Source organism: Bradyrhizobium sp. USDA3010, assembly GCF_056429065.1.
In genome coordinates, this window is record NZ_JBWJZD010000004.1 from 120,822 (window position 1) to 147,463 (window position 26,642).

A 26,642-nucleotide genomic window follows, 5' to 3' on the forward strand; every position below is an offset into this window, starting at 1 on the left:
GTGCAGGGCGCTGGAACCTCAAGGTAATCCGAGGTTCTGCCGGCAGGGAAGATGGAATGATATACCTTGCGCGGCGGCCTGCACAGCTCATCTGGCGTGCAGAGCTGCCCCTCGCAAGATGAACTGAACCTAATCGCTTTTTGCTGCCGCACGCGCCGGCATGATGCGGAAGGCGCGATCTTCCTTGATCCAGGCGGCGCGCTCGTCGCGCAGCATGGTGCGGCGAACCTTTCCGGAATCATCACGCGGCGCGGTGCCGACGCGCTCGAAACTTTCCGGATGCTTGTAGCGGCTGAGCCGGTCCTTCAGGAAGTCGCCCATGCCGTCGGCGATCTTCTGCGCATCGGCGCTGTCGGCGAGTTCGAGGATCGCATGCACGCGCTGGCCGAATTCCGGATCGGGCAATCCGACCACGACGCAGGAGCGCACCTCGGGATGTTCGCTGACCGCGGCCTCGACCTCGGCAGGATAGATGTTGGCGCCGCCGCGCAGCACCATGTCGGCGAGCCGGTCGCCGAGATAGAGATAGCCTTCCTCGTCGAGCCGGCCGATATCGCCGAGCGATTCCCAACCGTCAGGCCGGCGCTTCGGTGATGCGCCGAGATAGTGGTAGGTGGAGCCGGCGCCGTCATTGGGCAGGAAGTAGATCTCACCGGTCTCGCCGGGCGCGACGTCGTTGCCGTCCTCGCCGATGATGCGCAAGCGCGCGGTCTCGCCGATCCTGCCGACCGAACCCTTGTGCGCCATCCACTCGACGCCCGAGATCACGCAGGCGCCCTGCCGCTCGGTGCCGCCGTAAAGCTCCCAGATCCGCTCCGGCCCGAGCCATTCGATCCATTTCTCCTTCAGCCAGGGCGGCATCGGAGCAGCCATATGAAACACGATTTGCAGGCTGGAGACGTCGTAGCGGTTGCGCACTTCTTCGGGCAGCGCCCAGATCCGGTGCATCATGGTCGGCACGAAGTTGACCCATTGCACGCGTTCGCGCGCGATCAGCCGCAGCGTCTCCTCGGCGTCGAACTTCACCATGCCGGTCAGCCGTCCGCCGCCGAACAGCGCGGAGTGCGACAGGATGAACGGCGCGTTGTGATAGAGCGGGCCCGGGTTGAGCACCGAGGCCTCATGTGGCATGCCGAGCAGCAGCGGTGCCGTGGTTTCGATCACGGCGGGGTTGTGGTCGAGGATCACCTTCGGGCGCCCGGTCGAGCCGCCGCTCGTCATCGCCTTCCAGTAGCGCGCGACCGGCGCATCGAGCGGTTCTCCGGAAAATCCCTCCGGCACGAAATCCACCGGCAGCGAATTCGGCGCATTCCAGTCGGCCTCGCCGCCGACCACCAGCGACGGCTTCAGGATCTCGAGCACCGCGGCGGCCTCGCCGCGCGGCAGCCGCCATGACAGCGAGGTCGGCGTCGCGCCGCATTTCCACACCGCGAAAGTGGTCTCGAAGAATGCATTGCTGTTGGGCAGCCCGATCGCGACGAAGTCGCCAGGCTTGACACCCTTGGCGGCAAAGGCGCGCGCCCGTGCATTGGCGCGGCGCTCGAGCTCAAGCCAGGTCAGCGTGTCCGCGCCGTGACTGACGGCGACCGCGTCTGCGGGCTTGCGTTCGGCATACCAGCGCGGCACGTCGGCGAGGGGGATCAGCATGGGGCGTTTCCGGAAGACAGAGGCGGCTTGAAGCGCTCTTGTTGCAGGGATGTGGCCAAGGCCACTGCCGCCACTTCACCAACTATGCGGTCTCCGTGTCAAGCCGACGGCTGCCGAGGTGGCCGGTATCCCGCTGATGGAATTGCGGAATCCTCGTTTGCTAAAAGCCGGGGCAAGATTCCGGTAAAGTTCAAGCGATCGCGCTAAGCCGGACTTTACGGGGAGACGGCATTGTGGCCCCTGCGGTTGTGTGCCGGGCGTGTCGATCGACATGCGCGGCCTCCAATGTTTTTTCAAGGACCAATGTCTTCGAGGACGAGACGATGGCGAGCAATGGAGCACGGATCAAGGTCAGTCGCGAACCGCGGCGCCAGCTCAACAATCGCGCGGCGTGGATCACCGTGGACGACGGCGTGACCGAAAACGCCTGCGCCGTGGTCGACATCTCGCCCGGCGGCGCCAAGATCACGACCGAGGTCGAGTTCGACGTGAAGGACCGCCTTGCGCTGACGCTGCTCGCCGATCACGCCAAGCGCTACCCTTGCGAGGTGGTCTGGCGTCGCGGCAAGACCTACGGGCTCAAATTCGTGACCGCCGATGCCGAGCCGGACGAACCGGCCGTGGAGCCGGCCGGCGCGATCTAGCGCCGCGCCTCAGCGTCCCTGCGCGCTATTGACATTGCCGGTCGTGCTCACCGAACCGCCGGGAGCGGCCGGCGCCGCACTGAAATTGCCGCCGGAGGACGGCGCATAGCGCTGGCCGCTCTGGGCTGGAAGCGCAGTGCCGCCAACGCCGTCCGACGAAGCGGCGCGATCTCCGGGCCTCGGCGGCAGTGGGGAGCCCCCCGTGCTCTGCGCGAGAAGCTGGGCTGGCGCGAGGGTGAGGCCGGCGGCGACGATGATGGCGAATGTGTTTCTGAACATGGGCTGGTCCGGATGTGCGGTGAGGTTCGAGCGGTGGCGAGACCTTCGCCAAGCCCGCACGATTGCGTCTGCAATAACGTAGGCGGTGCTGGTCCCGTTCCCAGAGGCTTCCGCCAAACCGCAAAGCAAATATCCGTGTGGTGGATGCGGGCGTGATCACGGCGCCGCGTTCGCTCCGTTATCCCCGATAGCGCAGCGCGTCGACCAGCAGCGCGAACGCCGGCGAGGATTGCCGGCGGCTCGGGTAGTAGAGGTGATAGCCGGGAAACGGCGCGCACCAGTCGTCGAGCACCTGGACCAGCTGGCCCCTGGCAAGTTGCGCCTGCACCTGATCCTCGGCGACATAGGCAAGCCCGAGTCCGGCCGACGCCGCCTTGATCCGCAGCGCGGTGCTGTTGAACACCAATTGTCCGTCGACGCGGACCTTGATCGCGCGTCCGCGCTTCTCGAATTCCCAGGCATAGATGCCGCCATGGGTCGGCAGGCGGATGTTGATGCAGGCGTGCTGGGTCAGGTCCTGCGGCCGCTTCGGACGGTCGCGCCGCTTGAAATAGGACGGCGCTCCGACCACGACCATGCGGAAATCCGGCGCGATCCGCACCGCGATCATGTCCTTTGCCAGTTGCTCGCCGAGGCGGACGCCGGCGTCAAAACGCTCGGCGACGATGTTGGCGAGTCCGTTGTCGACAGCCAGCTCCACCTTGATGTCGGGATAGCGCGGCAGGAACTTTTCCAGCGCCGGCCACAAGATGGTCTCGGCGGCGTGCTCGCCGGCGTTGATGCGGATGGTGCCGGCCGGCTTTTCGCGCAGTGCGTTGAGGGCTGTGAGTTCGGCCTCGATCTCCTCGAAGCGCGGCCCGATGCCCTGCAGCAGCCGCTCGCCGGCCTCGGTCGGCGCGACGCTGCGGGTGGTGCGGGTCAGGAGCCGCACGCCCAGCCGCTCTTCCAGCGCGCGCATGGTGTGGCTGAGCGCCGATTGCGACACACCGAGCCGCGCCGCGGCGCGGGTGAAGCTGCGCTCGCGCGCGACGGCGAGGAAGGCGATCAGGTCATTGACGTCGTGCCGCGGCATTGATGAATCCAGCTCATAAGTCCATCCCGATTTGTATGTCTAATGGTGCGCGCGTGCACGCCCTAAATCCCGCAGCGGCAGGTTCCAGCCTTTGATGCGGAGAGATGTCATGCAGAAGCGTAAACTCGGTAACAGCAATCTGGAGGTATCGGCGATCGGCCTGGGCTGCATGGGTCTCAGCTTCGCCTATGGCCCGGCGGTCGAGAAAGCCGCAGGCATCGCGCTGCTGCGCGGCGCCGTCGAGCGCGGCGTCACCTTCTTCGATACCGCGGAGGTCTACGGTCCCTTCGTCAACGAGGAACTGGTCGGCGAGGCGCTGGCGCCGGTCCGCGACGACGTCGTGATCGCCACCAAGTTCGGCTTCGATATCGGCACCATGGCCGAGCGGCACCGATCGTTGAACAGCCGGCCCGAGCACATCAAGGCGGTCGCGGACGCCTCGCTGAAGCGGCTGAATATCGATGTGATCGATCTGTTCTATCAGCATCGGGTCGATCCCAACGTGCCGATCGAGGATGTCGCCGGCGCCGTGAAGGACCTGATCGCCGCCGGCAAGGTCCGCCATTTCGGCCTGTCGGAGGCCGGCGCGCAGACCATCCGCCGGGCCCACGCGGTGCAGAAGGTCACGGCCTTGCAGAGCGAATATTCGCTGTGGGAGCGCGGGGTGGAAGCTGAGATCCTGCCGGTGCTGCAGGAGCTCGGCATCGGCTTCGTGGCGTACAGCCCGCTCGGCCGCGGTTTTCTCACCGGTGCGATCAGCGCGTCGACGACGTTCGCCAACGACGACTTCCGCAACCTCGTGCCGCGTTTTTCGCCGGAAGCCCGCCGCGCCAATCATGCGCTGGTCGATCAGCTCGGCCGGATCGCCGCCGGCAAGGGCGCGACGACGGCACAGATAGCCCTGGCCTGGCTGCTGGCGCAGAAGCCGTGGATCGTGCCGATTCCGGGCACCACGAAGCTCAATCGGCTCGAAGAAAACATCGGCGCCGCGCGGATCGAGCTGAGCTCCGCCGATCTCGCCGACATCGGCAAGGCCGTCGCCGCCGTCGAGGTGCAGGGCGCGCGCTATCCGGAGCAATTGCTCGGGATGGTTGGACGCTGAGGAAGCCGAGCCACACACTCAGTGTCGTCCCGGGCTTGACCCGGGACCCAAAACCATCAACGGCAATTGTCGTGCGATGCTGGGGCCACAGCCCTCTGTAACAACACAACCCTGCGGTTATGGGGCCCTGCTTTCGCAGGGACGACGATTGTGGATGCAGGCCCTGCCACGCACTCGATGTCGTCCTGGCGAAAGCCAGGACCCATTACCCCAAATGCGCGTTGTTGCGCGACGCTGCAGCCACAGCCCTCTGCAACAACACAACCCTGTGGTTATGGGTCCCTGCTTCCGCCGGGACGACGACTGTGGATGCAGGCCGTGCCACACATTCAGTGTCGTCCTGGCGAAAGCGGAGCGCGAAGGCGTGTGCCACCTAGCGTTCTGTCAGCTTCAGCTCGATGCGCCGGTTGCGCTTGTAGGCGTCTTCGGTCTGCGCGGTGTCGAGCGGCTGGAATTCGGCGAAGCCGGCGGCGACCAGGCGCTGCGCGGGCACGCCGAGCGACACCAGATACTGCACCACCGAGATCGCGCGTGCCGAGGACAACTCCCAGTTCGACTTGAACAGCGGGCTGTTGATCGGCCGCACGTCGGTGTGGCCGTCGACCCGCAGCACCCAGGCGATTTCGGCGGGGATCTGCTTGTCGAGATCGATCAGCGCGTTCGCCACGGTGTCGAGCTCGGTCTTGCCTTCCGGCAGCAGCGTCGCCTGGCCGGTGTCGAAGAACACTTCGGACTGGAACACGAAGCGATCACCGACGATGCGGATATCGGGACGGTTGCCGAGGATCGCGCGCAGCCGGCCGAAGAATTCCGAGCGGTATTTCGACAGTTCCTGCACCCGCTGCGCCAGCGCGACGTTGAGGCGCGAGCCGAGATCGGCGATCCGGCTCTGCGATTCCTTGTCGCGCTTCTCGGAGGCGTCGAGCGCTTCCTCGAGCGCCGCGAGCTGCCGGCGCAGCGCGCTGATCTGCTGGTTCAGCACCTCGATCTGCGCCAGCGCGCGCGACGACACGCTCTTCTCGGACTCCAGCGCCTTGTTGAGTTCGTTGGCGCGGCCCTGCGCGTCATTGCCGGAATTGGCGAGCCCCTCATAGAGCCCCTTCATGCGGTCGCGCTCGCTCTCGGCGGAAGCGAGCCCGGCGCGGAGCTGCGACACCTGGTCGTCGAGCGTCAGCTTGGAGAGCTTCTCCAGCGACAACAGGTCGTTGAGCTGGGCGATCTTGGCGTTGAGCTGCTCCAGCGCCTTGTCCTTGCCGGTGACCTCCTGCGACAGGAAGAACTGCACGACGAGGAACACCGACAGCAGGAACACGATCGACAGCACCAGCGTCGACAGCGCGTCGACAAAGCCGGGCCAGTAGTTGAAGCCGGATTCGCTGCGGCGCGAGCGGGCGAGGGCCATTCGGTTTCCTTTATCTGTTGCCGTCAGTCCTGCGGCGCGTGGCAGACGGCTTCGATATTGTGACCGTCGGGATCGAGGACGAAAGCGCCGTAGTAGTTTGCATGATAGTGCGGCCGAATTCCGGGGCGCCCGTTGTCCCTGCCGCCGGCCTTGATCGCGTCGTCATAGAAGCGATCGACGGTGACACGATCGTTTGCCGTGAAGGCAATGTGGGCGCCGGTCTGCGGTGTAGCGCGCCGGCCGATCCAGAAGAAGGCTTTTGGACGCACGCCATAGCCTGCAAACTCGGCACCCTCGGCATACAAGCGGGTGATGCCGAGAGGACGCAAGGCCGCATCGTAGAAAGTCTTGGACCGCTCGATATCGCTGATGCCGATGGTCACGTGGTCCAGCACGTTGGCCTCCGTAGCTCAGCTCTTCTCGGGCTGGCGGGCGAGGCGCTCGAGCAGCCGCTTGATCTCGCGGTTCTGCTCGCCCTGGCCGTCGGCCCATTCGCGGATCATCTGCTGCTCGGTGCGCATATGTGCAACCAGACCCTGGATCGCCTCGGCAAGATTGGCCATCGCGGCCGTGGTGCCGCGGCCGCCGCCGGCGCCACCTTCCTCGAAGGTGGCACGCAGCCGGTCGATCGCGCCCTGCAGGTCGGCACCGCCGGCGCCGACGCCCTCGCCGGAAATGCCGCGCACGGTGGTGGCGAGCCAGTCCTCGAGGTCGGTGTAGAAGCGGTTCTGGGCCTGGCTCGATTGCAGGTCGAGGAAGCCGAGGATCAGCGAGCCGGCAAGTCCGAACAGCGAGGATGAGAACGAGATGCCCATGCCGCCGAGCGGGGCGGCGAGGCCCTCCTTCAGCGTGTCGAACAGCGCGCCGGCGTCGCCGCCGACCTTGAGCCCGTCGATCACCTTGCCGACCGAGCCGACCGTCTCGATCAGGCCCCAGAAGGTGCCGAGCAGGCCGAGGAACACCAGCAGGCCCGTCATGTAGCGCGAGATGTCGCGGGCTTCATCCAGGCGGGTTGCGATCGAATCGAGCAGATGCCGCATGGTCTGCTGCGAGATCGACATCCGCCCGGTGCGCTCTCCGCCGAGGATCGCGGCCATCGGGGCAAGCAGGGTCGGGCGGCGCTCGATCGCAAGGCCGGGATCGGCGATGCGGAAATTATTGACCCAGGCGACCTCGGGATAGAGCCGGATCACCTGGCGGAACGCCAGGATAATGCCGATCAGCAGCACGGCGCCGATCAGGGCGTTCAGCCCGGGATTGGCGAAGAATGCGGTGACGATCTGCTTGTACAGCACGACCCCGACCAGGCCGCAGAGCACCAGGAACACCAGCATCCGCACCAGGAAGATCCTGGGCGAGGACAGCTTGCTCAGTTCGATCTCCATCTCGGAGCGGGAAGGGGGCATTGCCGGGTCATCCGTTCGCGAAGGCCGCATCTGCCAGCAATATGGCACAGCGGCGGAGTGAGGAAAGCCGAATCCAAAGGCGGATGGCAGAACCTTGGGTTGAGATTGGGGGGAGTGTTGCCGCTTTGCGCGGCTTCGTCGCCGGTCTCCGGATCAACGCTCGCGCAGGCCCCCGGTCCCACGCGCAGATCGCGAGACGAGGCCGGTTTGCACGTATCGTTGGACGAGGTACGCGCGATGCGCGGTGATTCGGCCGGATCGCCGCATGATGTTGCGAGGTGCGGCATTCCTGCGCAGGCAAATGACCTGTTCCCGCTCACGCAGTCCTTAACGCATTCCCACAGCCTGCGATGGAACCCGCTCACAATGCAGTGACCCGATAAAACATGCCGCGAAATCAGGGCGATAGCGTTCTGTGACAATGAGCCGCCGAGAAACGCATTGCGTCGCAGCAACGAGATTTTATTTTCACTGCAGCAACGCGAGCGCTGTCGCCGTGACACCGCCGTTCGTTTGTTCAAACCTCTCAGGGGCGATCATCTCAATGTCTGGACTTCGCGCGCAATCGGCATGCATTGCTCTGATGCTGGCCGTGACGGCGCCACTGCTTGCTGGCTGCGACGAGCCGAACTCCGCAACCGCCGCCGTACAAGCACCCGAGCCGGACGTCAGTGTCGTCACTGTGAAGCAGCAGGCGCGCGCGATGGTGCGCGAGCTGCCGGGCCGCATCGCGCCGACCCGCGTCTCCGAGGTGCGCCCGCGCGTCTCGGGCATCGTCGTCAACCGCATGTTCCATCAGGGCAGCGAGGTGAAGGTCGGCGATCCCCTCTACCAGATCGATCCGCGCCCGTTCGAGGTCGAAGTGCAGTCGACCGAGGCGGCGCTGGCACGCGCCAAGGCGGTGCTCGAGCAGACCTCGCTGCAGGCCCGCCGTATCGCCACCCTCACCAACCAGCGCGCGACCTCGGAGGCCGAGAACGAGAAGGCGATCGCCAACCTGAAGCAGGCCGAAGCCGACGTGCAGGGCCGCGAGGCCGACGTCGCGCGTGCCAGGCTCAATCTGGATTACGCCACCATTCGCGCGCCGATCGACGGCATCATCGGTGCTGCTGTGATCAGCGAAGGCGCGCTCGTCGTGCAGAACGACGCCGCGAGCCTTGCGACCATCCAGCAGCTCGATCCGATCTATGCCGACTTCCAGCAGTCGGTCACCGAGATGAACCAGCTGCGCCGCGCCTTCGAGAACGGCGATCTCGACCGCATCGAGGCCGACGCGATGAAGGTGCGTCTCGTGCTCGACGACGGCTCGATCTATCCGCTGCCGGGCAAGCTGTTGTTCTCCGACGCCAAGGTCGACGCCCATACCGGGCAGGTCACCCTGCGCGGCGAGTTTCCGAATCCGAAGCGCGTCCTGCTGCCGGGCATGTATGTCCGCGTGCAGATCGAGCAGGGCATCGACGCCGATGCGATCGCTGTGCCGCAGCAGGCGATCCAGCGCAATGGCGGCGGCGGCAGCGAGGTGTTCGTCGTCAAGGACGACAATCACGTCGCGGTGCAGCCGGTGCGCGCCGGCTCGCTGCAGGGCGGTTCCTGGTTCGTGACCGAAGGCCTCAAGGCCGGCGACAAGGTCGTCGTCGAGGGCTTCCAGAAATTCGCCGCCGGCGACAAGGTTCGGCCGTTGGCCTGGCGTGAGATCGACGCTGCTGCGGCATCGGATTCGCAGCAGACCGCGCACGCGGTGCGGTGATCCGACATGCCCAGCTTCTTCATCGACAGGCCGATCTTCGCCTGGGTCGTCGCGCTGTTCATCTGTCTGGTCGGCGCGATCTCGATCCCGTTGCTCGCGGTCGCGCAGTATCCGATCATCGCGCCGCCCTCGATCTCGATCTCGACCAGCTATCCCGGCGCATCGCCTGAAAACCTCTACAACAGCGTCACGCGGCTGATCGAGGAGGAGCTCAACGGCGCCGCCAACATCCTGAATTTCGAATCGACCTCCGACTCGCTCGGCCAGGTCGAGATCATCGCCAACTTCAAGCCGGGCACCGACACCAGCCAGGCCTCGGTCGAGGTGCAGAACCGCCTCAAGCGCGTCGAGGCGCGGTTGCCGCGCGCCGTGATCCAGCAGGGCATCCTGGTCGAGGAAGCCTCCTCCGCCGTGCTGCAGATCATCACGCTGAACTCGACCGACGGCTCGCTGGATGAAGTGGGCCTCGGCGACTTCATGATCCGCAACGTGCTGGGCGAGGTGCGCCGCATTCCCGGCGTCGGCCGCGCCACGCTGTATTCGACCGAGCGTTCACTGCGCATCTGGATCGATCCGGCCAAGCTGGTCGGCTACGGCCTGTCCGCCGACGACGTCAACAAGGCGATCGCGGCGCAGAACGCCCAGGTCGCCTCCGGCAGCATCGGCGCCGAGCCGAGCACCGACACGCAGAAGATCTCCGCGCAGGTCCTGGTCAAGGGCCAGCTGTCGTCGCCCGACGAATTCGGCGCGATCATCCTGCGCGCCAATGCCGACGGCTCGACGGTCCGCCTGCGCGACGTCGCGCGGATCGAGATCGGCGGCCTCAGCTACCAGTTCAACACCCGTCTCGACGGCAAGCCGACCGCCGGTCTCTCGGTGCTGCTGTCGCCGAAGGGCAATGCGCTGGCGACCGCGAGCGCGGTCGAAGCCAAGATGAAGGAGCTGTCGCGCTTCTTCCCGGCCAATATCTCCTACGAGATTCCCTACAACATCACGCCCGTCGTGAAGGCCTCGATCGAGAAGGTCCTGATGACGCTGGTCGAGGCGGTGGTGCTGGTGTTCATCGTGATGTTCCTGTTTCTACAGAATATCCGCTACACCATCATTCCAACCATCGTGGTTCCGGTGGCGCTGCTCGGCGCCTGCGCGACGCTGATGATCGCGGGCTTCTCGATCAACATGCTGACCATGTTCGGCATGGTGCTGGCGGTCGGCATCCTGGTCGACGACGCCATCGTCGTGGTCGAGAACGTCGAACGCATCATGGCCGAGGAGGGCCTGCCGCCGAAGGAAGCCACCAAGAAGGCGATGTCGCAGATCACGGGCGCCATCATCGGCATCACGCTGGTGCTGATGGCGGTGTTCGTGCCGATGGCGTTCTTCCCCGGCTCGGTCGGCATCATCTATCGCCAGTTCTCGGTCACCATGGTGGCGGCGATCGCTTTCTCCGCGCTGCTCGCGCTGTCGCTGACGCCGGCACTGTGCGCGACGCTGCTCAAGCCGGTCGAGAAGGGCCACGGCCATGCCCGCAAGGGCGTGTTCGGCGCCTTCAATCGCATGCTCGACAGCAGCCGCGCCGGCTATGTCCGCACCGTGCAGGCCGGGCTGAAGCGCACCGGCCGCCTGATGCTGATCTATCTCGTGCTGTTCGCGGGCGTCGCCTACGGCTTCGTGCGGCTGCCCGGCGGCTTCCTGCCGGTCGATGACCAGGGCTTCATCACGACCGACGTGCAGACGCCGTCGGAGTCGTCCTATGCGCGCACCGAAGCTGCGGTCGAGCAGGTCGAGAAGTACCTGAAGGACCGCGCCGGCATCGAGAACGTCACGTTCCTCACCGGCTTCAGCTTCCTCGGCCAGGGCATGAACACCGCGCAGGCCTTCATCACGCTGAAGGACTGGTCGGAGCGCGGCTCGAAAGACTCCGCCGCCGCGATCGTTGCCGATATCAACCGCGAGCTGTCGTCGATCCGTGATGCCAGGATCTCGGCGCTGCAGCCGCCGCCGATCGACAACCTCGGCAACTCCTCGGGCTTCTCGTTCCGCCTGCAGGACCGGGGCCAGAAGGGCTATGCGGCGCTGATCGCAGCAAGCGACCGTCTGATCGCGGAGGCCAATGCCAGTCCCGTGTTGCAGAAGGTCTATGTCGAAGGCCTGCCGCCGGCGCCGCAGGTCAATCTGATGATTGACCGCGAGAAGGCCGGCGCCTTCGGCCTCACCTTCGAGGACATCAACAATACCATTTCGACCAATCTCGGCTCGAACTACATCAACGACTTCCCGAACCGCGGGCGCATGCAGCGCGTCATCGTGCAGGCCGACAAGACCAGCCGCATGAACGCGGACGACATCCTCAACTACAACGTCAAGAACAGCCGTGGTCAGCTGGTGCCGTTCTCGGCCTTCGCCACCATCGAATGGTCGAAGGGGCCCACTCAAATTGCGGGCTTCAACTACTATCCGGCGGTGCGCATCTCCGGCGAGGCGAAGCCCGGCTTCACTTCGGGCGATGCGATCGCGGAGATGGAGCGGCTCGCCGACAAGCTGCCGCGCGGCTTCGGCTATGAGTGGACCGGCCAGTCGCTACAGGAGAAGCTGTCGGGCTCGCAGGCGCCGTTCCTGCTCGCGCTGTCGGTCTTGGTGGTGTTCCTGCTGCTCGCCGCGCTCTATGAGAGCTGGACCATTCCGCTCGCGGTGCTGCTCACGATTCCGCTCGGCATTCTCGGCGCGGTGGTGGCCGCGACGCTGCGCGGGCTGTCGAACGACGTCTATTTCACCGTCGGCCTGATCACCATCATCGGCCTGGCCGCCAAGGACGCGATCCTGATCATCGAGTTCGCCAAGGACCTGCGCGCGCAGGGCAAGCCGCTGGTCGAGGCGACCATCGAGGCATGTAGCTTGCGCTTCCGCCCGATCCTGATGACCGGTCTCGCCTTCGTCTGCGGCGTGCTGCCGATGGCGATCGCCACCGGCGCCGGCGGTGCCAGCCAGCAGGCGCTCGGCACCTCGGTGATGGGCGGCATGATCGCCGTCGTGATCCTCGCGCTGCTCTTGGTGCCGGTGTTCTTCGTCAGCGTGCAGCGCGTGCTGGCCGGTGATCGCGAGAAGGCGCCCGACAACGCCGAAGCCTACGGCCCGCCCGCGCCGGCAAGGATCGGTCACTGATGTCAGAGATCGGTGCCGATCGGATCGGCGGCTTGCCTTTGCGGCCTGGCCAATCCAGATTGCATCTCTGGATTGAACGGGGAGCGTACAGGCAACCCGGGGATTGAGGGCATGTGATGCGGCCGACCGATATTGCGATCTCGAATTATCGCTCCATTCGGCGGCTCCACATGCCCATTCAACCGCTGTCGGTCTTCGTCGGCGAGAACGGCGTCGGCAAATCCAATCTCTACAAGTCCCTGTCGCTGCTGCGCGACGCGGCGACCGGCCGGATCACGCGCACGATCGCCGACGAGGGTGGATTGAACTCGGTCTGCTGGTCCGGCATCCGCAGGCGGGGTGAAGATGGGCGGTTGCGGTTGGAGGTCAGATTCGATCACGTCAACTACGCGATCGAGCTCGGACATCCGGGTCCGGTCGAGGCGGCATTTCCCGGCGAGCCGATGATCAAGTCCGAACGCATCGAGGCGATCCACGGCAAGCGAAAAGTCCTGATGATGGAGCGGACCAATTCGCGCGTCAGCGTCCGCGGCGAGAGCGGCGCCTGGAGCGAGCACAAGGATGCGGTACTGCCGTCGGAAACCGCGCTCGCGGATTTCCTCGACGGCAGTGCGTGCCCCGAAATCGACCTGATCCGAAACGCGCTGCAAAGCTGGCGCTTCTATCACGATTTCCGCACCGATCCGGCGTCGCCGATCCGAAAGCCGTGTCTCGCGATCACGACGCCGTCGCTGAGCGCTGATGGCAGCGATCTGGCCGCCGCCCTGGCAACGCTCAGCGCGATCAGGCAAGATGCGGCCGACCTGCAGGATGCGATCGAGGACGCGTTCCCGGGCGCCGAGCTCCGGGCATGGGCGGAAAACGGGCGGTGCGAGTTTGAGCTGCAGCAAGCGGACGTGCCGCGTCCGTTCAAGGCGCACGAACTATCCGACGGCACGCTGAAATATATCTGCCTGCTCGCCGTGTTCATGGGCTATCGGCTGCCGCCGTTCATCGCGCTGAACGAGCCCGAGACCAGCCTGCATCCATCGCTGCTGGCGCCGTTGGCCAGGCTGATCGCCAAGGCGTCGCGCCGCGCCGATATCTGGATCGTCACCCATTCGGAACATCTGATGGAGGCGCTGCGCAGCGAGAGCTCGGTCCCGCTTCGCCGGGTGGTCAAGGCGAAGGGCGCCACGACTATCGAGGGTCTGACCCTCGGCGGTGAATTTCGTGACGGACGAGACGACGACGAAGATGACGACGACGATTAGATCGCGCGTCGCGCTATTGCCCGAGCGGCTTCAGGATCTTGATCAGCTCGCCGTGCACGAATTCGTTGCCGCAGACGACGTGGCCGGTCTGCAGCGGGTCGTCACTGCCCTGGATGCCGGAGACGGTGCCGCCGGCTTCGCGGACCATCAGCAGGCCGGCCGCGACGTCCCAGGCCTGCAGATTGCGCTCCCAATAGCCGTCGAGGCGGCCGGCAGCGACGAAGGCGAGGTCGAGCGAGGCGGCGCCGAAGCGGCGGAAGCCCGCGACCTTGTTCTGGAGCGCGGCCATCTCCTGCAGCGCCAGCTGGTGGTTGCCGCGGCCGATATGCGGCAGGCCGCAGGCGACCACGCATTCGTTGAGCTGGCGGCGGCCGGCGACGCGCAGCCGCTGGTCGTTGAGGAACGCGCCCTTGCCGCGCTCGGCGATGTAGAGCTCGTCATTGGCGGGATTGTAGATCACGCCCGCGATGATCGTGTCTTCGCGCTGGAGCCCGATCGAGATCGCGAATTGCGGGATGCCGTGCAGGAAGTTGGTGGTGCCGTCCAAGGGATCGACGATCCAGGTGTGGCTCTTGTCCGAGCCCTCGCGCTTGCCGCCTTCCTCGCCGAGGAACCCGTAGCCGGGCCGGGCCTTTTCGAGGTCGGTGTAGAGCATCTCCTCGGCGCGCTTGTCGGCGAGCGAGACGAAGTTCGCCGGCCCCTTCAGCGACACCTGGAGGTGTTCGATCTCGCCGAGGTCGCGCTTGAGGCTGCGGCCGGCGCGGCGCGCGGCCTTGACCATGACATTGATGAGGGCGGAGTAGAGCATGATGAACGGTTTCTTTGCGATTGTGCTGGAGGACCGGCCCAAGCGTGGTCCCGTCATCCTGAGGAGCGCGGAACGCGCGTCTCGAAGGACGAACGGCCACCAGCCGGGCCGTACATCTTCGAGGCTCGCTCCGCTCGCACCTCAGGATGACCGGGGCGGGAGGGGCACTGCCTTGGATTGCCGGACTGGGTGCCCTCTGGAGGCGCCCCCGTCAAGGCGTCATTTGACGTTGTTTCCGATCCATTTTCGCGCGGCTGCCTCGCCCTTGGCGCGGTCTTCCGGGCTCATATCGGCGAGGATGTCGTCGAGATCGGGGTCGCCCTTGCCGGCGGTCTTGGCGACGGTGTGCCATTTCAGCGCCTCGACCTTGTCCACCGGGGCGCCGGCGCCGGTCGCCAGCACATGGGCGAGGCGGTTTTGCGCGATCGCGCTGTTCTGCCGGGCAGCCTTGCGCAGCAGCGCCACCGCCGCCGGCACGTTCCGCGGCGTGCCGGCGCCGTTGTAGAGCGCGATGGCGTATTCGACCTCGGCATCGACATTGTCGGCCAGCGAGGCGGCCTGCAGCAGGCGGGCCGCCTTTTCGAGGTCCTTCGGCACGCCGGTGCCTTCCTTGTAGAAGGTCGCCAGCGCGTATTGCGCCTCGGGGCTGCCGGCGTCCGCGGCCATCCGCAACAGCTCGGCGGAGCGCTTGAGGTCCTGCGGCAGGGTCTGGCCGTCGAGATAGAGCAGCGCGAGGTTATAGGCCGCCTTCGGTTCGCCGAGCTTGGCCGACGAGGCCAGCAGCTTGACCGCGGAATCCTTGTCCACCGCGCCGCCACGGCCCGCGATTCGCATCATGGCGAGGGCGAACATCGCCTCACGGTCGCCGGCATCGGATGCGCGCTTGTACCAGTCGTCCGCCTTGACGTAGTCGCGCTTGACGCCGAGCCCGTTGGCATAGAGCTCGCCCAGCATCGTCATTGCCTTGGTATCGTTGTTGTTCTGGGCGCGGACCATCGCCAGCTCGAATGCGGTCTTGTACATGCCGCGCTGATAGGCGCCGTAGACGAGGTCGACATTGGGATCGTCCGGCGTCGGGGTCGGCGAGGGCGTCGGGGTGGCCGTTGGTGTGGCGGCGGGCTTCGGCGCGGGCTTCTTCGCGGCGGGCGCATGCACCTTCGGCTTCTCTTTCGGCGTCTCCTTCTTCGCGGGCGGCGTCTGCGCCGGCGGCGTGATCGAGAGCTGCGCCATCGCGCCGCTCGTCAGCATCATGCAGCCGAGCGCAACACCTATCGGACGCAGGCGGTTCATTCCGGCGTCATCCCTCGGCCTTGGCCTGGCCCAACGTGCCGGCATGCGCCTGTGCAATCGCTGCGCCGATCTCGGCGAGTGCGGTCTTGGCGCCGCGCGGATCGGACCAGATGAGATCTCCGACCAGCACGAAATCCGCGCCGGCCGCGGCGAATGCCTCGGCCTCCTCGCGCGAGGTCGCAAAGCCGACGCAGGGCGGCTCGAACAATTCGTCCCACCATTCCAGCCGCTCGGCGATCGCTTCAGGCGAGGGGCGCTGTCCGTTGGCGTCGGGCTCGCCGAACAGCACATAATCGGCACCGGCTTCGCCCGCGGCCATGGAATCGTGGCGCGTCGCGAGCCCGCCGACGCCTGCGATGCGGTCGGGCTTCAGCGAGGGCATCGCCTCTTCCATCGCGGCGAGGCCGGTCAGATGCGCGCCGTCGGCTCCGGCGCGGGCCACGATGTCGGGATGGCCGTCGATCAGCAGCGCCGCACCCGCGTTCTGGATCGCAGGCGCCAGCGCCTTGATGGTGGAGATCATGCTGCGCGGATCGGTCTCGCGCAGCCGCACCAGAACAGCCGCGACGTCGGCCGCGGCAAGCAGATCGGCAAGCTCGGCCGCAAGCCGCGCGGGCTCGTCGACCGGCGGGGTTGCCAGATAGAGGCGCGGCGCCGGCCGCGGCGGAACGGGCTTGGTGGCCAATTATGCCGCCTGTTTCTCGAGGCCGGCTTCCCAATTGCCGGTGCTCGCGAGCCCGTTCATCCGGGCGCGATGCGAGAAGGCGCGCTGGCCGGCGGGGACATTGTCGGGCTTGCCGGACCACGCCTTCTGCGGCGCCGCCTGCAGCGCACGGCCATAGGAGAAGGTCAGTCGCCAGGGCAGATGGCCGATCTTGTTCATGGCGTCGAGATGCGCGGTCGCCTCCTCGTCGCTCTGTCCGCCGGAGAGGAAGGCGATGCCCGGCACCGCGGCGGGCACGCAGCTCTTGAGCAGGCGGATGGTCTTCTCGGCGACTTCCTGCACCGACGCCTGCTTCGGGCATTTCTTGCCCGAGATCGCCATGTTGGGCTTCAAAATCATGCCTTCGAGCGCGACACGCTGCACCCGCAATTCCTGGAAGGTGCGGTTCAGCACGCGCTGCGTCACCTCATAGCAGCGGTCGATGTCGTGATCGCCGTCCATCAGCACCTCGGGCTCGACGATCGGGACGATCTGCGCGGCCTGGCACAGCGCCGCGTAGCGCGCCAGCGCGTGCGCATTGACGCGGACCGCGGTCTGGGTCGGGATTCGCGGCCCGATATCGATCACGGCGCGCCATTTCGCAAAGCGCGCACCGCGCTCGTAATATTTCTTCAGCCGCTCGGCGAGCTTGTCGAGGCCGACGGTAACGAGCTCGCCCGGGCAGTTCGGCAGCGCCTGGGTGCCTTCGTCGACCTTGATGCCGGGAATCGTGCCCGCCTGCTCGATCAGCTTGATCAGCGGCGTGCCGTCCTTGGCATTCTGCCAGATCGTCTCGTCGTAGAGGATGACGCCGGAGATGTACTTGCTCATCGCCTCCTGCGAGCGGAACAGCATCTCGCGATAGTCGCGGCGATTGTCTTCGGTCGAATCGACCTTGATGGCGTCGAAACGCTTCTTGATGGTGCCGGAGGATTCGTCGGCGGCGAGGATGCCCTTGCCCGGGGCGACCATGGCGAGGGCGATCTTGTTGAGGTCAGCGAGGTTCATGAGGCGTCCTCCAGAGCGCATTGCCTTTGCGAGCCAAAATAGGCGGTTCTCGGGCAAATGCCTAGAAAACGTTCGTCGCGGCCGGGATCGCAAGTAAATTTGGCTTGCTCTGTTCACCTCGCCCCGCTTGCGGGGAGAGGTCGGATTGCATCGCTAGATGCAATCCGGGTGAGGGGGTACAGGTCTAACCGCATTCACCACTCGTGGAAGCGGCCCCTCACCCCAACCCTCTCCCCGCGAAGGGCGGGGAGAGGGAGGGATACGTTACGCAACCTTGGGATCGAGCGCGCCCGAAGCGTAGCGCTTGGCCATTTCCGCCGTGGTCAGCACCTTCTTGATCTTGCTGGCCTGGCCCGCGGTGTTGAACTCCTGCAGGCGCTGCTTGCACAGCTTGGTCATCGCCTCCATCGCGGGCTTCAGGTACTTACGCGGATCGAACTCTTCCGGATTGTCCTTCAGCACCTTGCGGATCTGGCCGGTCATCGCCATCCGGTTGTCGGTGTCGATGTTGATCTTGCGCACGCCGTTCTTGATGCCGCGCTGAATCTCGGCGACCGGCACGCCCCAGGTCGGCTTCATCCTGCCGCCATTGGCGTTGATGATCTCCTGCAGCTCCTGCGGCACCGACGAGGAGCCGTGCATGACGAGATGCGTGTTCGGCAGCTTGCGATGGATTTCCTCGATCACGTTCATGGCGAGGATGTCGCCGTCGGGCTTGCGGGTGAATTTGTAGGCGCCGTGCGAGGTGCCCATCGCGATCGCCAGCGCATCGACCTTGGTTTCCTTGACGAACTTCACGGCCTCGTCCGGATTGGTCAGCAGCTGGTCATGCGACAGCTTGCCCTCGGCGCCGTGGCCGTCTTCCTTGTCGCCCATGCCGGTCTCGAGCGAGCCGAGCACGCCGAGCTCGCCTTCCACCGAGATGCCGCCGAGATGGGCCATGCCGGTCACCGTCCTGGTGACGCCGACATTGTAGTCCCAGTCGCCGGGGGTCTTGCCGTCGGCCTTCAGCGAGCCGTCCATCATGACCGAGGTGAAGCCGGCCTGGATCGCGGTCATGCAGGTGGCGGGCTCGTTGCCGTGGTCGAGATGCACGCAGACCGGGATCTGCGGGTAGATCTCGGTGACGGCGTCCATCATGTGCTTGAGCATGACGTCGTTGGCGTAGGACCGCGCACCGCGCGAGGCCTGGATGATGACGGGCGCGTCGACCTCGGAGGCCGCGGCCATGATCGCCAGCGCCTGCTCCATGTTGTTGATGTTGAAGGCAGGTACGCCGTAATCATGCTCGGCCGCGTGATCGAGCAGTTGCCGCAATGTTATGCGAGCCATTCCATTTCTCCCTGTAAAGCGCGTTCGCGGATTTGAAGCGCGATGAGATTAGGTTGAATCGTCATCGCGCTTAGCTCTTTGTTTGAGCATGATCTTTTCGGAAAACCGCTTCACACTTTTCCGGATCATGCTCTGGATCAACCGTTTTTCAACACTTCGACGCCCGGCAGCGGCTTGCCTTCCATCCATTCAAGAAACGCGCCGCCCGCGGTCGAGACGTAGGAAAAATCGCCGGCCACGCCCGCCTGGTTGAGCGCCGCGACGGTATCGCCGCCGCCGGCGACCGAGATCAGCTTCCTGGCCCTGGTGCGCTCGGCGGCATGCTTGGCCGACACCACGGTGCCGCGGTCGAACGGCGTCAATTCGAAGGCGCCGAGCGGCCCGTTCCAGACCAGCGTCGCGGCATCGTCGATCGCGGCATGGATCCGCGCGATCGATTGCGGGCCGACGTCGAGGATCATGCCCTCGGCCGGGATCGCGTCGAGGCCATAGGCGTGCGACGGCGCATTGGCGGCGAACTGGTTGGCGACGACGGCGTCAACGGGAAGGATGATCGCGCAATTCGCCGCATTGGCCTTCTCCATGATCCGCAGCGCGGTCGCGGCGAGGTCCTTTTCGGCGAGCGACTTGCCGACGGCGATGCCCTGCGCGTGCAGGAAGGTGTTGGCCATGCCGCCGCCGATCACCAGCGCGTCGACCTTGTTCACGAGGTTTTCCAGCAGGTCGATCTTGGTCGAGACCTTGGCGCCGCCGATGATCGCGATCACGGGCTTGGTCGGTGCTTCCAGCGCCTTGCCGAGCGCGTCGAGCTCGGCCTGCATGGTGCGGCCGGCATAGGCCGGCAGCTTGTGGCCGAGGCCTTCGGTCGAGGCGTGGGCGCGGTGCGCGGCGGAGAAGGCGTCGTTGACCCAGATGTCGCCGAGCTTGGCCAGTTCAGCGACGAAGCCGGCGTCGTTCTTCTCCTCTTCCTTGTGGAAGCGGGTGTTCTCGAGGCAGAGGATGTCGCCGTCGTTGAGGGCCGCAACCGCCTTGGCCGCGGGCTCGCCAATGCAATCCTCGGCGAAGGCGACCGGGCGCTTGATCACCTTCGACAGCGCCTCGGCGACCGGCTTCAGCGACTCCTTGGGATCGCGGCCCTTGGGCCGCCCGAAATGGGCGAGCAGGATCACCTTGCCGCCCTTGTCGGAAATTTCGGTGATCGTGGGGGCAACGCGCTCGAGCCGCGTGGCGTCGGTGACGCGGCCGCCTTCCATGGGGACGTTGAGGTCGACGCGCAGCAGCACGCGCTTGCCCTTCACGTTGACGTCGTCGAGGGTGCGGAACGATTTGGTCATGGGCGTTTCCTGTGCGGCCGGACACAGCCATCCAGCGGACGGCGTCGCTTTCGCTTGCCGATGTCGCGGCCGTCAAGGTCGCGAATGAGGGGGCAAACACGCAGATGCCCGGCGCTCGGCCGGGCATCACGAACAGTCGAATTCAGATCAGCTTGCCGATCGCGACGGCGGTGTCCGCCATGCGGTTCGAGAAGCCCCACTCATTGTCGTACCAGGCCATCACACGCACCAGCGTGCCGTTCTGCACCTTGGTCTGGTCCATGTGGAAGGTGGCCGAGTGCGGATCGTGGTTGAAGTCGATCGAGACGTTCGGCGCGGTGGTGAAACCGAGGATGCCCTTGAGCTGCTGCTCGGAGGCGCGCTTCATCGCCTCGTTGATTTCCTTGGCGTCGGTTGAGCGCTTGGCGACGATCTTCAGATCGATCACCGAGACGTTCGGCGTCGGCACGCGGATCGAGACGCCGTCGAGCTTGCCCTTCAGTTCCGGCAGCACCAGGCCGATGGCTTTCGCGGCACCGGTCGAGGTCGGGATCATCGACATCGCCGCGGCGCGGCCGCGATAGAGATCCTTGTGCAGGGTGTCGAGCGTCGGCTGGTCGCCGGTATAGGCGTGGATCGTGGTCATGAAGCCGGTCTCGATGCCGACCGTCTCGTTCAACACCTTGGCAACCGGCGCGAGGCAGTTGGTGGTGCAGGAGCCGTTGGAGACGACGAGCTGATCCTTGTTCAGCGTGTCATGGTTGACGCCGTAGACGATGGTGGCGTCAGCGCCATCGGCCGGGGCCGAGACCAGCACGCGCTTGGCGCCGGCGGTGAGGTGCGCCGAGGCCTTGTCCTTGGCGGTGAAGATGCCGGTGCATTCCAGCGCGATGTCGACGCCGAGGGCCTTCCACGGCAGCTTGGAGGGATCGCGCTCGGCCGAGACCTTGATCTTGTTGTCGCCGACGCTGATCGAGTCGCCGTCGACGGTCACGGTGCCCGGAAAGCGGCCGTGCACGGAATCGAAGCGCAGCAGGTGCGCGTTGGTCTCGACCGGGCCGAGGTCGTTGATGCCGACCACCTCGATGTCCTTGCGGCCGGACTCGGCGATGGCGCGCAACACATTGCGGCCGATACGCCCAAACCCGTTGATCGCGACGCGGATTGCCATGCTGTGTCTCCTCTAAAAGCTACTGCCGGCCCCGCGGGAGTGGTCCCACGAGGGTTTTACGGCGGAACGCCCGGTTCAGCCGGACGCGAGCGGAAAAGATGGAGCTTTGGTAATCCTTTTTCGCGGCAAGCTCAACCTTTGACCGGCGGTGTCAGGCCAGCGTCAGACGCGCTTCAGGGCAGCGTTAACGACGGCCTCCGCAGTAATGCCGAAATGCGGGAAAAGGTCCTTCGCCGGGGCGCTGGCGCCGAAACCGTGCATGCCGACGAATTCGCCATCGCGGCCGATCACGGCATCCCAGCCCCAGCGCACCGCAGCCTCGATCGCGATCTTGACCGGAGCGTTGCCGATGACGGCATTTTGCCGCTCGGCGGGCTGCGCCAGCAGCAATTCCAGCGACGGGACCGAGACGACCCGCGTCGCGATGCCGCGCCCGGCGAGCTGCTTCTGCGCCTCGACCGCGATCTGGACCTCGGAACCGGAGGCGAACAATGACACTTTTGCGTCACCCTGCGCCGCGACCAGCTCGTAGGCGCCGTGGCTGCACGGGTTGTCGTTCGGCGCCGTGGTGCGGAGCTGCGGCAGGTTCTGGCGGGTCAGCGCCAGCACGGTCGGCCCGTCGATCCGGTTGAGCGCCAGTTCCCAGCACTCGGCGGTCTCAACCGCGTCGCAGGGACGGAACACGCGCATGTTGGGCATCGCGCGCAGCGCCGAGAGGTGCTCCACCGGCTGGTGCGTCGGGCCGTCCTCGCCGAGGCCGATCGAGTCATGGGTCATCACATAGACCACGCCGGTGCCCATCAGCGCCGACAGCCGGATTGCGCCGCGCGCATAGTCGGTGAACACCAGGAAGGTGGCGCCGTTCGGCGCGAAGCCGCCGTGCAGGAAGATGCCGTTGAGGCACGCCGCCATGCCGTGCTCGCGGATGCCGTAATGGATGAAGCGGCCTTTCGGCGTCTTGGCGGCGAACGCCACTGCCGACTTCGCCTTGTTGTTGTTGGAGCCGGTGAGATCGGCGGAGCCGGCGACGAATTCCATCGGCATCGCGGCGGCGATCACTTCGATCGCGGCTTCCGACGATTTGCGGGTGGCGACGTTGAGCGGATTCTCCAACAGGCCCTTCTTGAAGGCGCGCAGCCCCTTGGCGAGCGATTGCGGCCGCTCGTGACGCAGGCGGCGCTCGAACTCGGCGCGCTTGCGGTTGCCGAGCTGCGCGAACTGCTCGTCCCAAGCCTTGTGCTCGGCGGCGCCGCGGGCACCCGCCTCACGCCAGGCCTTCAGCACGTCGTCGGGCACCGAGAACGGCTCGAGCGAAATGCCGAGCTTCTCCTTGGCACCCTTGAGCTCGGCGGCGCCGAGCGCCTCGCCATGCGCTTTCGCGGTGCCGGCCCTGGTCGGCGCGCCGAAGCCGATCGTGGTCTTGCAGGCGATCATCGAAGGCTTGTTGGATTTCTGAGCGCGGGTGATCGCTGCGGCAATCGCCTGCGGATCATGGCCGTCGATCAATTCGGCGGCCCAGCCCGCGGACTTGAAGCGCTTCACCTGGTCGACGGAATCGGAGATCGAGGTCGGACCGTCGATCGAGATGCCGTTGTCGTCGTACAGCACGATCATCTTGTTGAGGCGCCAGTGACCGGCCAGCGCGATTGCTTCCTGCGAGATGCCTTCCATCAGGTCGCCGTCGGAGGCGAGCACATAGGTGTGGTGGTTGACGATCTTCTTGCCGAACTCTGCGGCGAGCATCTTCTCGGCGAGCGCCATGCCGACCGCGGTCGCAATGCCCTGGCCGAGCGGGCCGGTGGTGGTCTCGATGCCCTTGGTGTGGAAATTCTCCGGGTGTCCCGGCGTCAGCGACCCAAGCTGGCGGAAATGCTTGAGCTGGTCGAGCGTCATGTCCTTGTTGCCGGTGAGGTACAGCAAGGCATAGAGCAGCATCGAGCCGTGGCCGGCCGAGAGCACGAAGCGGTCGCGATCGGGCCATGCCGTGTCGGCCGCATCGAATTTCAGAAATTTGGTGAACAGGACGGTCGCGATGTCGGCAGCGCCCATCGGCAGGCCGGGATGGCCGGAATTCGCCTTCTCGACGGCGTCCATGGCAAGGCCACGGATCGCATTGGCCATACGGGTGTGATCGACCTGCGTCATGATGAAAAGTCCGCCTGAAATGAGGTGATGATTGCTGGACGCATCGGGGCGGGAGCCGCGATACGCGCATGGATGGCCTTACGGGTTGGAGGGTGGATTAGCACCTCAATTCCGCAAGTCCAAGGCGATGAAACGCCCCAAAACGGGGAAAAGTTGCTCAAAATGGCCCAATTTCATTCAACGGTGCATAGTTTGGCGCCGCCGTTGCGCTCGGCTCGCTTGCCACGTAAATTTCGTCCGCTAACCGCTTGCCGAACCGCCAGTTTTGCCGTGCGGCAGGCCTGTTTCCACCGGGGGCTACCCCAGCTAGCCGATTTCGAAGGGTCCACACCGCGTGTCATGAGTGATCGTCTCGCCAACGGCTCTGGCAATACCGAGGCACCGCTCGCCGATATCGATGCTGCGACAAGGCGGCTGATGGCAGCGCTCGATGCGCTGGAGAACTCGGTGGAGCGGCGCCGCGAGGCCGACCGCGACGAAAACGAATTGGCGAGCCGGATCCAGGCGCTCGGCGCCGATCGCTCCCGGCTTGCCGACGAGCTCGACGGATCGCTGGTGAAGACGCGCAAGCTCGAGCGCGTCAATCGCGACATCGTGGAAAAGCTCGATGCGGCGATCGGCACCATTCGCGCCGTGCTCGAGGGCGGAGAAGGCAGATGAGCCACATCAACGTCACCATCAATGGCCGGCAATATCGGATGGCCTGCGAGGAGGGCCAGGAGGTGCGGCTCCTGAAGCTCGCGGAAAATCTCCAGCAGCGCGTCGAATCGCTGCGCGGCAAGTTCGGCGAGATCGGCGATGCCAGGCTCACCGTGATGGCGGCGCTCACCGCCTGCGACGAGCTGGTCGATGCGGGCGCACGCATCCGCAGCCTCGAGGAAGAGGTCGAGCAGCTGCGCAATGCCCGCGTCGCCGCCACCGACCGCGCCCGCGCCACCCAGACCGCGGTCTCCAACGCGCTCAACGCCGCCGCCGAGCGGATCGAGCGCACCACGCAGGTGCTCAACCGCACCATCGGCGGCGGCATCGCGATCGGGTGATCTTGCTTCACCTTAGCTCTTCTGGGCAGGCCATCGCAGATGGCTGCGGCCACCTCCCATGGTGCGGGACGGAGCGCGGCTGAAAAATTTCTGAATATTAGAATAGTGCTGCTGATTTGCCCGACATGTCAAGTTGCCGTGTCGAATGCCGGCAAGCCGCCGGCTCCTTTGCATGGGGTTGTTTTCGATGTTTTGGCAGCGCGCCCCTGCGGAGGGTGAGGAAGATCATACGAGAGCTTGGACTGCGTCTTCCTTACCGCTGGCGGATTGGATCAACGATAGCTAGATTAGCCCTCGCGAAGCTGCGTCGTGCGTCAGGAGCCATATATCCCCGGGGCCTTATCGATCCTTTAGGGAACTGTCCCTGGCCGGGTCCGTGGACCCGGACATATGGTGCCCACCTACTTTCGTAGGGAACTCCGGGATCGAGCGCTCCAACGGCCTCTGCGGCTTCGCACTGAATTTTGCTGTTGCCTTGTCGTCGCGCTGCGGCGGTTTGATTGTGGTGCAGTTTCCCCGCAATGGGTCTCGTCATCGGCTCGCCCGCTGGCAGGTCCTCGCGGGGTGTCCAGTGCGCCGCGGCCTGGTCAAACGAATGCTAGCGTTTCTGAGTGCCGGCTCGTTCGCGTTTTGCGGACGATGACAGCGGAAGATGGACCATGCACGCATCTCCATCGAAGGCCGAGCTTCGGGCACTTGCCCTCGCCAAGCGCGACGCGCTGAGCGACGAGAAGCGCGCGGCCGCCGCCGAAGCGCTCGCCAAGCGCGGCGCGCCGTTCGAGATCACGCAAGGCATGATCGTCTCGGGCTATGCGCCGATCCGCAGCGAACTCGATCCGGCGCCGCTGATGAAGAAGCTTGCCGAAAAGGGGGCGCGGCTTGCGCTGCCCTGCATCAATGCGCGCGGCCAGTCGCTGACCTTCCGCAGCTGGTCGCCGCAGGACCGGCTGATGCTCGGCCCGCTCGGCATTCCCGAGCCGTCGCCGGCCGCCGCCGAGGTGCATCCCGACGTCATGCTGGTGCCGCTCGCGGCATTCGATAGGCTCGGCCACCGCATCGGCTATGGCGCCGGCTATTACGACTATACCTTTGCACATCTGCGCAAGGCCAAGCATGTGATCGGGGTGGGGGTCGCCTTTGCTGCACAGGAAACCAAGGCCATTCCGGCGCTGTCGCACGACGTTCCGCTCGATTATGTGCTAACGGAGCGCAAGACGTTCGATTTCCGGAGTGGCTAGCCTTGCGTATTCTGTTCGTTGGTGACGTCGTCGGCAGGACCGGCCGCACCGCCATATCAGACCATCTTCCCGGCATGATCAGGGGCTGGTCGCTCGATCTCGTCGTCGTCAATGGCGAGAACGCCGCCGGCGGCTTCGGCATCACCGAGGCGATCTATCAGGAGCTGCTCGATGCCGGCGCCGATGCGATCACGCTCGGCAACCACGCCTGGAATCAGAAGGAGGCGCTGGTCTTCATCGAGCGCGCGCCGCGCCTGATCCGGCCGCTGAACTTCCCGCGCCATTCGCCGGGCCGCGGCGCCACGCTGGTCGACACCAAGAGCGGCAAGCGCGCGCTGATCATCAACGCGATCGGCCGCGTCTTCATGGAGCCGTCCTCGAACGATCCGTTCAGCGCGATCGAGCGCGAGCTCGACGCCTGCCCGTTGCGCGAAGGCTGTGACGCCATCGTGCTCGATTTCCATGCCGAGGCCACCAGCGAGAAGCAGGGCGTCGGCTTCTTCTGCGACGGCCGCGTCAGCCTCGTGGTCGGGACCCACACCCATGTGCCGACCGCCGACCATCAGGTGCTGCCCGGCGGCACCGCCTATATGAGCGATGCCGGCATGACCGGCGACTATGATTCGGTGATCGGCATGCAGAAGGAGGAGCCGCTGCAGCGTTTCCTCACCGGCATTCCCTCCGGACGTTTCGAGCCGGCTGGAGGCGTTGCGACGCTGAGCGGCGTCGCGGTCGAGACCGACGATGCGACCGGGCTTGCGGTCAGGATCGCGCCGGTGCGCGCCGGCGGGCGGCTCGAGCCCGCGGTGCCGGGGTTCTGGCTGAGCTAGCCTGCGACATCTTGTCGTGCTTTGATGCGCAGTGATTTTTGAGGGGACAG

General features: G+C 65.7%; 23 protein-coding genes and 1 other RNA gene. 10 read left to right on the forward strand and 14 right to left on the reverse strand.

The features are described 5' to 3' along the window. Positions 1-129: 129 nt before the first annotated feature. Entirely contained in the window at positions 130-1,647 is a 1,518-nt protein-coding gene (locus tag AC066Y_RS08590) for an AMP-binding protein (RefSeq protein ID WP_478273492.1), read from the reverse strand. 323 nt (positions 1,648-1,970) lie between these two features. Here AC066Y_RS08590 and AC066Y_RS08595 point away from each other — a divergent pair, with 323 nt between their 5' ends. Beyond that, the gene (locus AC066Y_RS08595) at positions 1,971-2,291 is read left to right on the forward strand and encodes a PilZ domain-containing protein (protein WP_478273493.1); all 321 of its coding nucleotides are present in this window, start codon (positions 1,971-1,973) and stop codon (positions 2,289-2,291) included. A gap of 9 nt (positions 2,292-2,300) precedes the next feature. Here the strand turns inward: AC066Y_RS08595 and AC066Y_RS08600 are convergent, their stop codons facing one another. Together AC066Y_RS08600 and AC066Y_RS08605 are read right to left on the reverse strand one after the other, a co-directional pair. Next, a complete protein-coding gene (locus AC066Y_RS08600) occupies positions 2,301-2,570 on the reverse strand; it encodes a hypothetical protein (protein WP_342724580.1) in 270 nt (89 codons plus the stop codon). 178 nt (positions 2,571-2,748) lie between these two features. Next, positions 2,749-3,642, reverse strand: coding sequence for a LysR family transcriptional regulator (locus AC066Y_RS08605; protein WP_478273494.1), 894 nt, complete (start codon positions 3,640-3,642; stop codon positions 2,749-2,751). 109 nt (positions 3,643-3,751) lie between these two features. Here AC066Y_RS08605 and AC066Y_RS08610 point away from each other — a divergent pair, with 109 nt between their 5' ends. After that, on the forward strand, positions 3,752-4,744 hold the full coding sequence (locus AC066Y_RS08610) for an aldo/keto reductase (protein WP_478273495.1): 993 nt from the start codon (positions 3,752-3,754) through the stop codon (positions 4,742-4,744). A 373-nt stretch (positions 4,745-5,117) separates the two neighbouring features. Here the strand turns inward: AC066Y_RS08610 and AC066Y_RS08615 are convergent, their stop codons facing one another. Genes AC066Y_RS08615 through AC066Y_RS08625 form a run of 3 tightly spaced genes read right to left on the reverse strand, consistent with a single transcriptional unit; the run spans position 5,118 to position 7,552 of the window. Further along, a complete protein-coding gene (locus AC066Y_RS08615) occupies positions 5,118-6,146 on the reverse strand; it encodes a peptidoglycan -binding protein (RefSeq protein WP_207833107.1) in 1,029 nt (342 codons plus the stop codon). A gap of 23 nt (positions 6,147-6,169) precedes the next feature. Beyond that, positions 6,170-6,541, reverse strand: coding sequence for a VOC family protein (locus AC066Y_RS08620; RefSeq protein ID WP_176533616.1), 372 nt, complete (start codon positions 6,539-6,541; stop codon positions 6,170-6,172). A gap of 15 nt (positions 6,542-6,556) precedes the next feature. After that, positions 6,557-7,552 carry a flagellar motor protein MotA gene (locus AC066Y_RS08625; protein ID WP_456760719.1) on the reverse strand — a complete coding sequence of 332 codons (996 nt, stop codon included), beginning with the start codon at positions 7,550-7,552 and terminating at the stop codon, positions 6,557-6,559. A 544-nt stretch (positions 7,553-8,096) separates the two neighbouring features. Between AC066Y_RS08625 and AC066Y_RS08630 the strand changes: the two genes are divergently transcribed. The 3 genes from AC066Y_RS08630 to AC066Y_RS08640 all read left to right on the forward strand — a co-directional run bounded on the left by AC066Y_RS08630 (position 8,097) and on the right by AC066Y_RS08640 (position 13,714). After that, complete coding sequence (locus tag AC066Y_RS08630) at positions 8,097-9,299, forward strand: efflux RND transporter periplasmic adaptor subunit (protein WP_478273496.1); 1,203 nt, start codon at positions 8,097-8,099, stop codon at positions 9,297-9,299. Positions 9,300-9,305: 6 nt separating this feature from the next. Continuing rightward, positions 9,306-12,461: a multidrug efflux RND transporter permease subunit gene (locus AC066Y_RS08635; RefSeq protein ID WP_478273497.1), complete on the forward strand. Its 3,156-nt coding sequence runs from the start codon at positions 9,306-9,308 to the stop codon at positions 12,459-12,461. A 116-nt stretch (positions 12,462-12,577) separates the two neighbouring features. Beyond that, positions 12,578-13,714, forward strand: a complete 1,137-nt coding sequence (locus tag AC066Y_RS08640) for an AAA family ATPase (protein WP_478273498.1) — start codon at positions 12,578-12,580, stop codon at positions 13,712-13,714. A 13-nt stretch (positions 13,715-13,727) separates the two neighbouring features. Here the strand turns inward: AC066Y_RS08640 and AC066Y_RS08645 are convergent, their stop codons facing one another. The 8 genes from AC066Y_RS08645 to tkt all read right to left on the reverse strand — a co-directional run bounded on the left by AC066Y_RS08645 (position 13,728) and on the right by tkt (position 23,484). Then, positions 13,728-14,522 (reverse strand): inositol monophosphatase family protein, encoded by a 795-nt coding sequence (locus tag AC066Y_RS08645; protein WP_173638789.1) that lies wholly within the window; start codon positions 14,520-14,522, stop codon positions 13,728-13,730. Positions 14,523-14,741: 219 nt separating this feature from the next. Continuing rightward, positions 14,742-15,812, reverse strand: a complete 1,071-nt coding sequence (locus AC066Y_RS08650; RefSeq protein WP_478273499.1) for a tetratricopeptide repeat protein — start codon at positions 15,810-15,812, stop codon at positions 14,742-14,744. A gap of 7 nt (positions 15,813-15,819) precedes the next feature. Further along, positions 15,820-16,497, reverse strand: coding sequence for a thiamine phosphate synthase (locus AC066Y_RS08655; protein ID WP_478273500.1), 678 nt, complete (start codon positions 16,495-16,497; stop codon positions 15,820-15,822). Then, positions 16,498-17,523 carry a class I fructose-bisphosphate aldolase gene (locus tag AC066Y_RS08660; RefSeq protein ID WP_478273501.1) on the reverse strand — a complete coding sequence of 342 codons (1,026 nt, stop codon included), beginning with the start codon at positions 17,521-17,523 and terminating at the stop codon, positions 16,498-16,500. Positions 17,524-17,787: 264 nt separating this feature from the next. Then, positions 17,788-18,855: a class II fructose-bisphosphate aldolase gene (fba, locus tag AC066Y_RS08665; protein ID WP_478273502.1), complete on the reverse strand. Its 1,068-nt coding sequence runs from the start codon at positions 18,853-18,855 to the stop codon at positions 17,788-17,790. Positions 18,856-18,992: 137 nt separating this feature from the next. Then, positions 18,993-20,189 carry a phosphoglycerate kinase gene (locus AC066Y_RS08670; RefSeq protein ID WP_478273503.1) on the reverse strand — a complete coding sequence of 399 codons (1,197 nt, stop codon included), beginning with the start codon at positions 20,187-20,189 and terminating at the stop codon, positions 18,993-18,995. A gap of 142 nt (positions 20,190-20,331) precedes the next feature. Continuing rightward, complete coding sequence (gap, locus tag AC066Y_RS08675) at positions 20,332-21,339, reverse strand: type I glyceraldehyde-3-phosphate dehydrogenase (RefSeq protein ID WP_176533606.1); 1,008 nt, start codon at positions 21,337-21,339, stop codon at positions 20,332-20,334. Positions 21,340-21,501: 162 nt separating this feature from the next. After that, a complete protein-coding gene (gene tkt, locus AC066Y_RS08680) occupies positions 21,502-23,484 on the reverse strand; it encodes a transketolase (protein WP_478273504.1) in 1,983 nt (660 codons plus the stop codon). A 339-nt stretch (positions 23,485-23,823) separates the two neighbouring features. Between tkt and AC066Y_RS08685 the strand changes: the two genes are divergently transcribed. From AC066Y_RS08685 to AC066Y_RS08705, 5 genes are all read left to right on the forward strand, one after another. Further along, entirely contained in the window at positions 23,824-24,144 is a 321-nt protein-coding gene (locus AC066Y_RS08685) for a DUF4164 domain-containing protein (RefSeq protein WP_478273505.1), read from the forward strand. Next, on the forward strand, positions 24,141-24,524 hold the full coding sequence (locus AC066Y_RS08690; protein ID WP_342724566.1) for a cell division protein ZapA: 384 nt from the start codon (positions 24,141-24,143) through the stop codon (positions 24,522-24,524). The genes AC066Y_RS08685 and AC066Y_RS08690 overlap by 4 nt, the downstream gene beginning before the upstream one ends. Positions 24,525-24,820: 296 nt before the next feature. After that, positions 24,821-24,981: non-coding RNA, 6S RNA (gene ssrS, locus AC066Y_RS08695), on the forward strand. 202 nt (positions 24,982-25,183) lie between these two features. Further along, the gene (locus AC066Y_RS08700) at positions 25,184-25,762 is read left to right on the forward strand and encodes a 5-formyltetrahydrofolate cyclo-ligase (protein ID WP_456760728.1); all 579 of its coding nucleotides are present in this window, start codon (positions 25,184-25,186) and stop codon (positions 25,760-25,762) included. Between the two features lie 2 nt (positions 25,763-25,764). Then, positions 25,765-26,592, forward strand: coding sequence for a TIGR00282 family metallophosphoesterase (locus AC066Y_RS08705; RefSeq protein ID WP_478273506.1), 828 nt, complete (start codon positions 25,765-25,767; stop codon positions 26,590-26,592). Positions 26,593-26,642 lie beyond the last annotated feature (50 nt).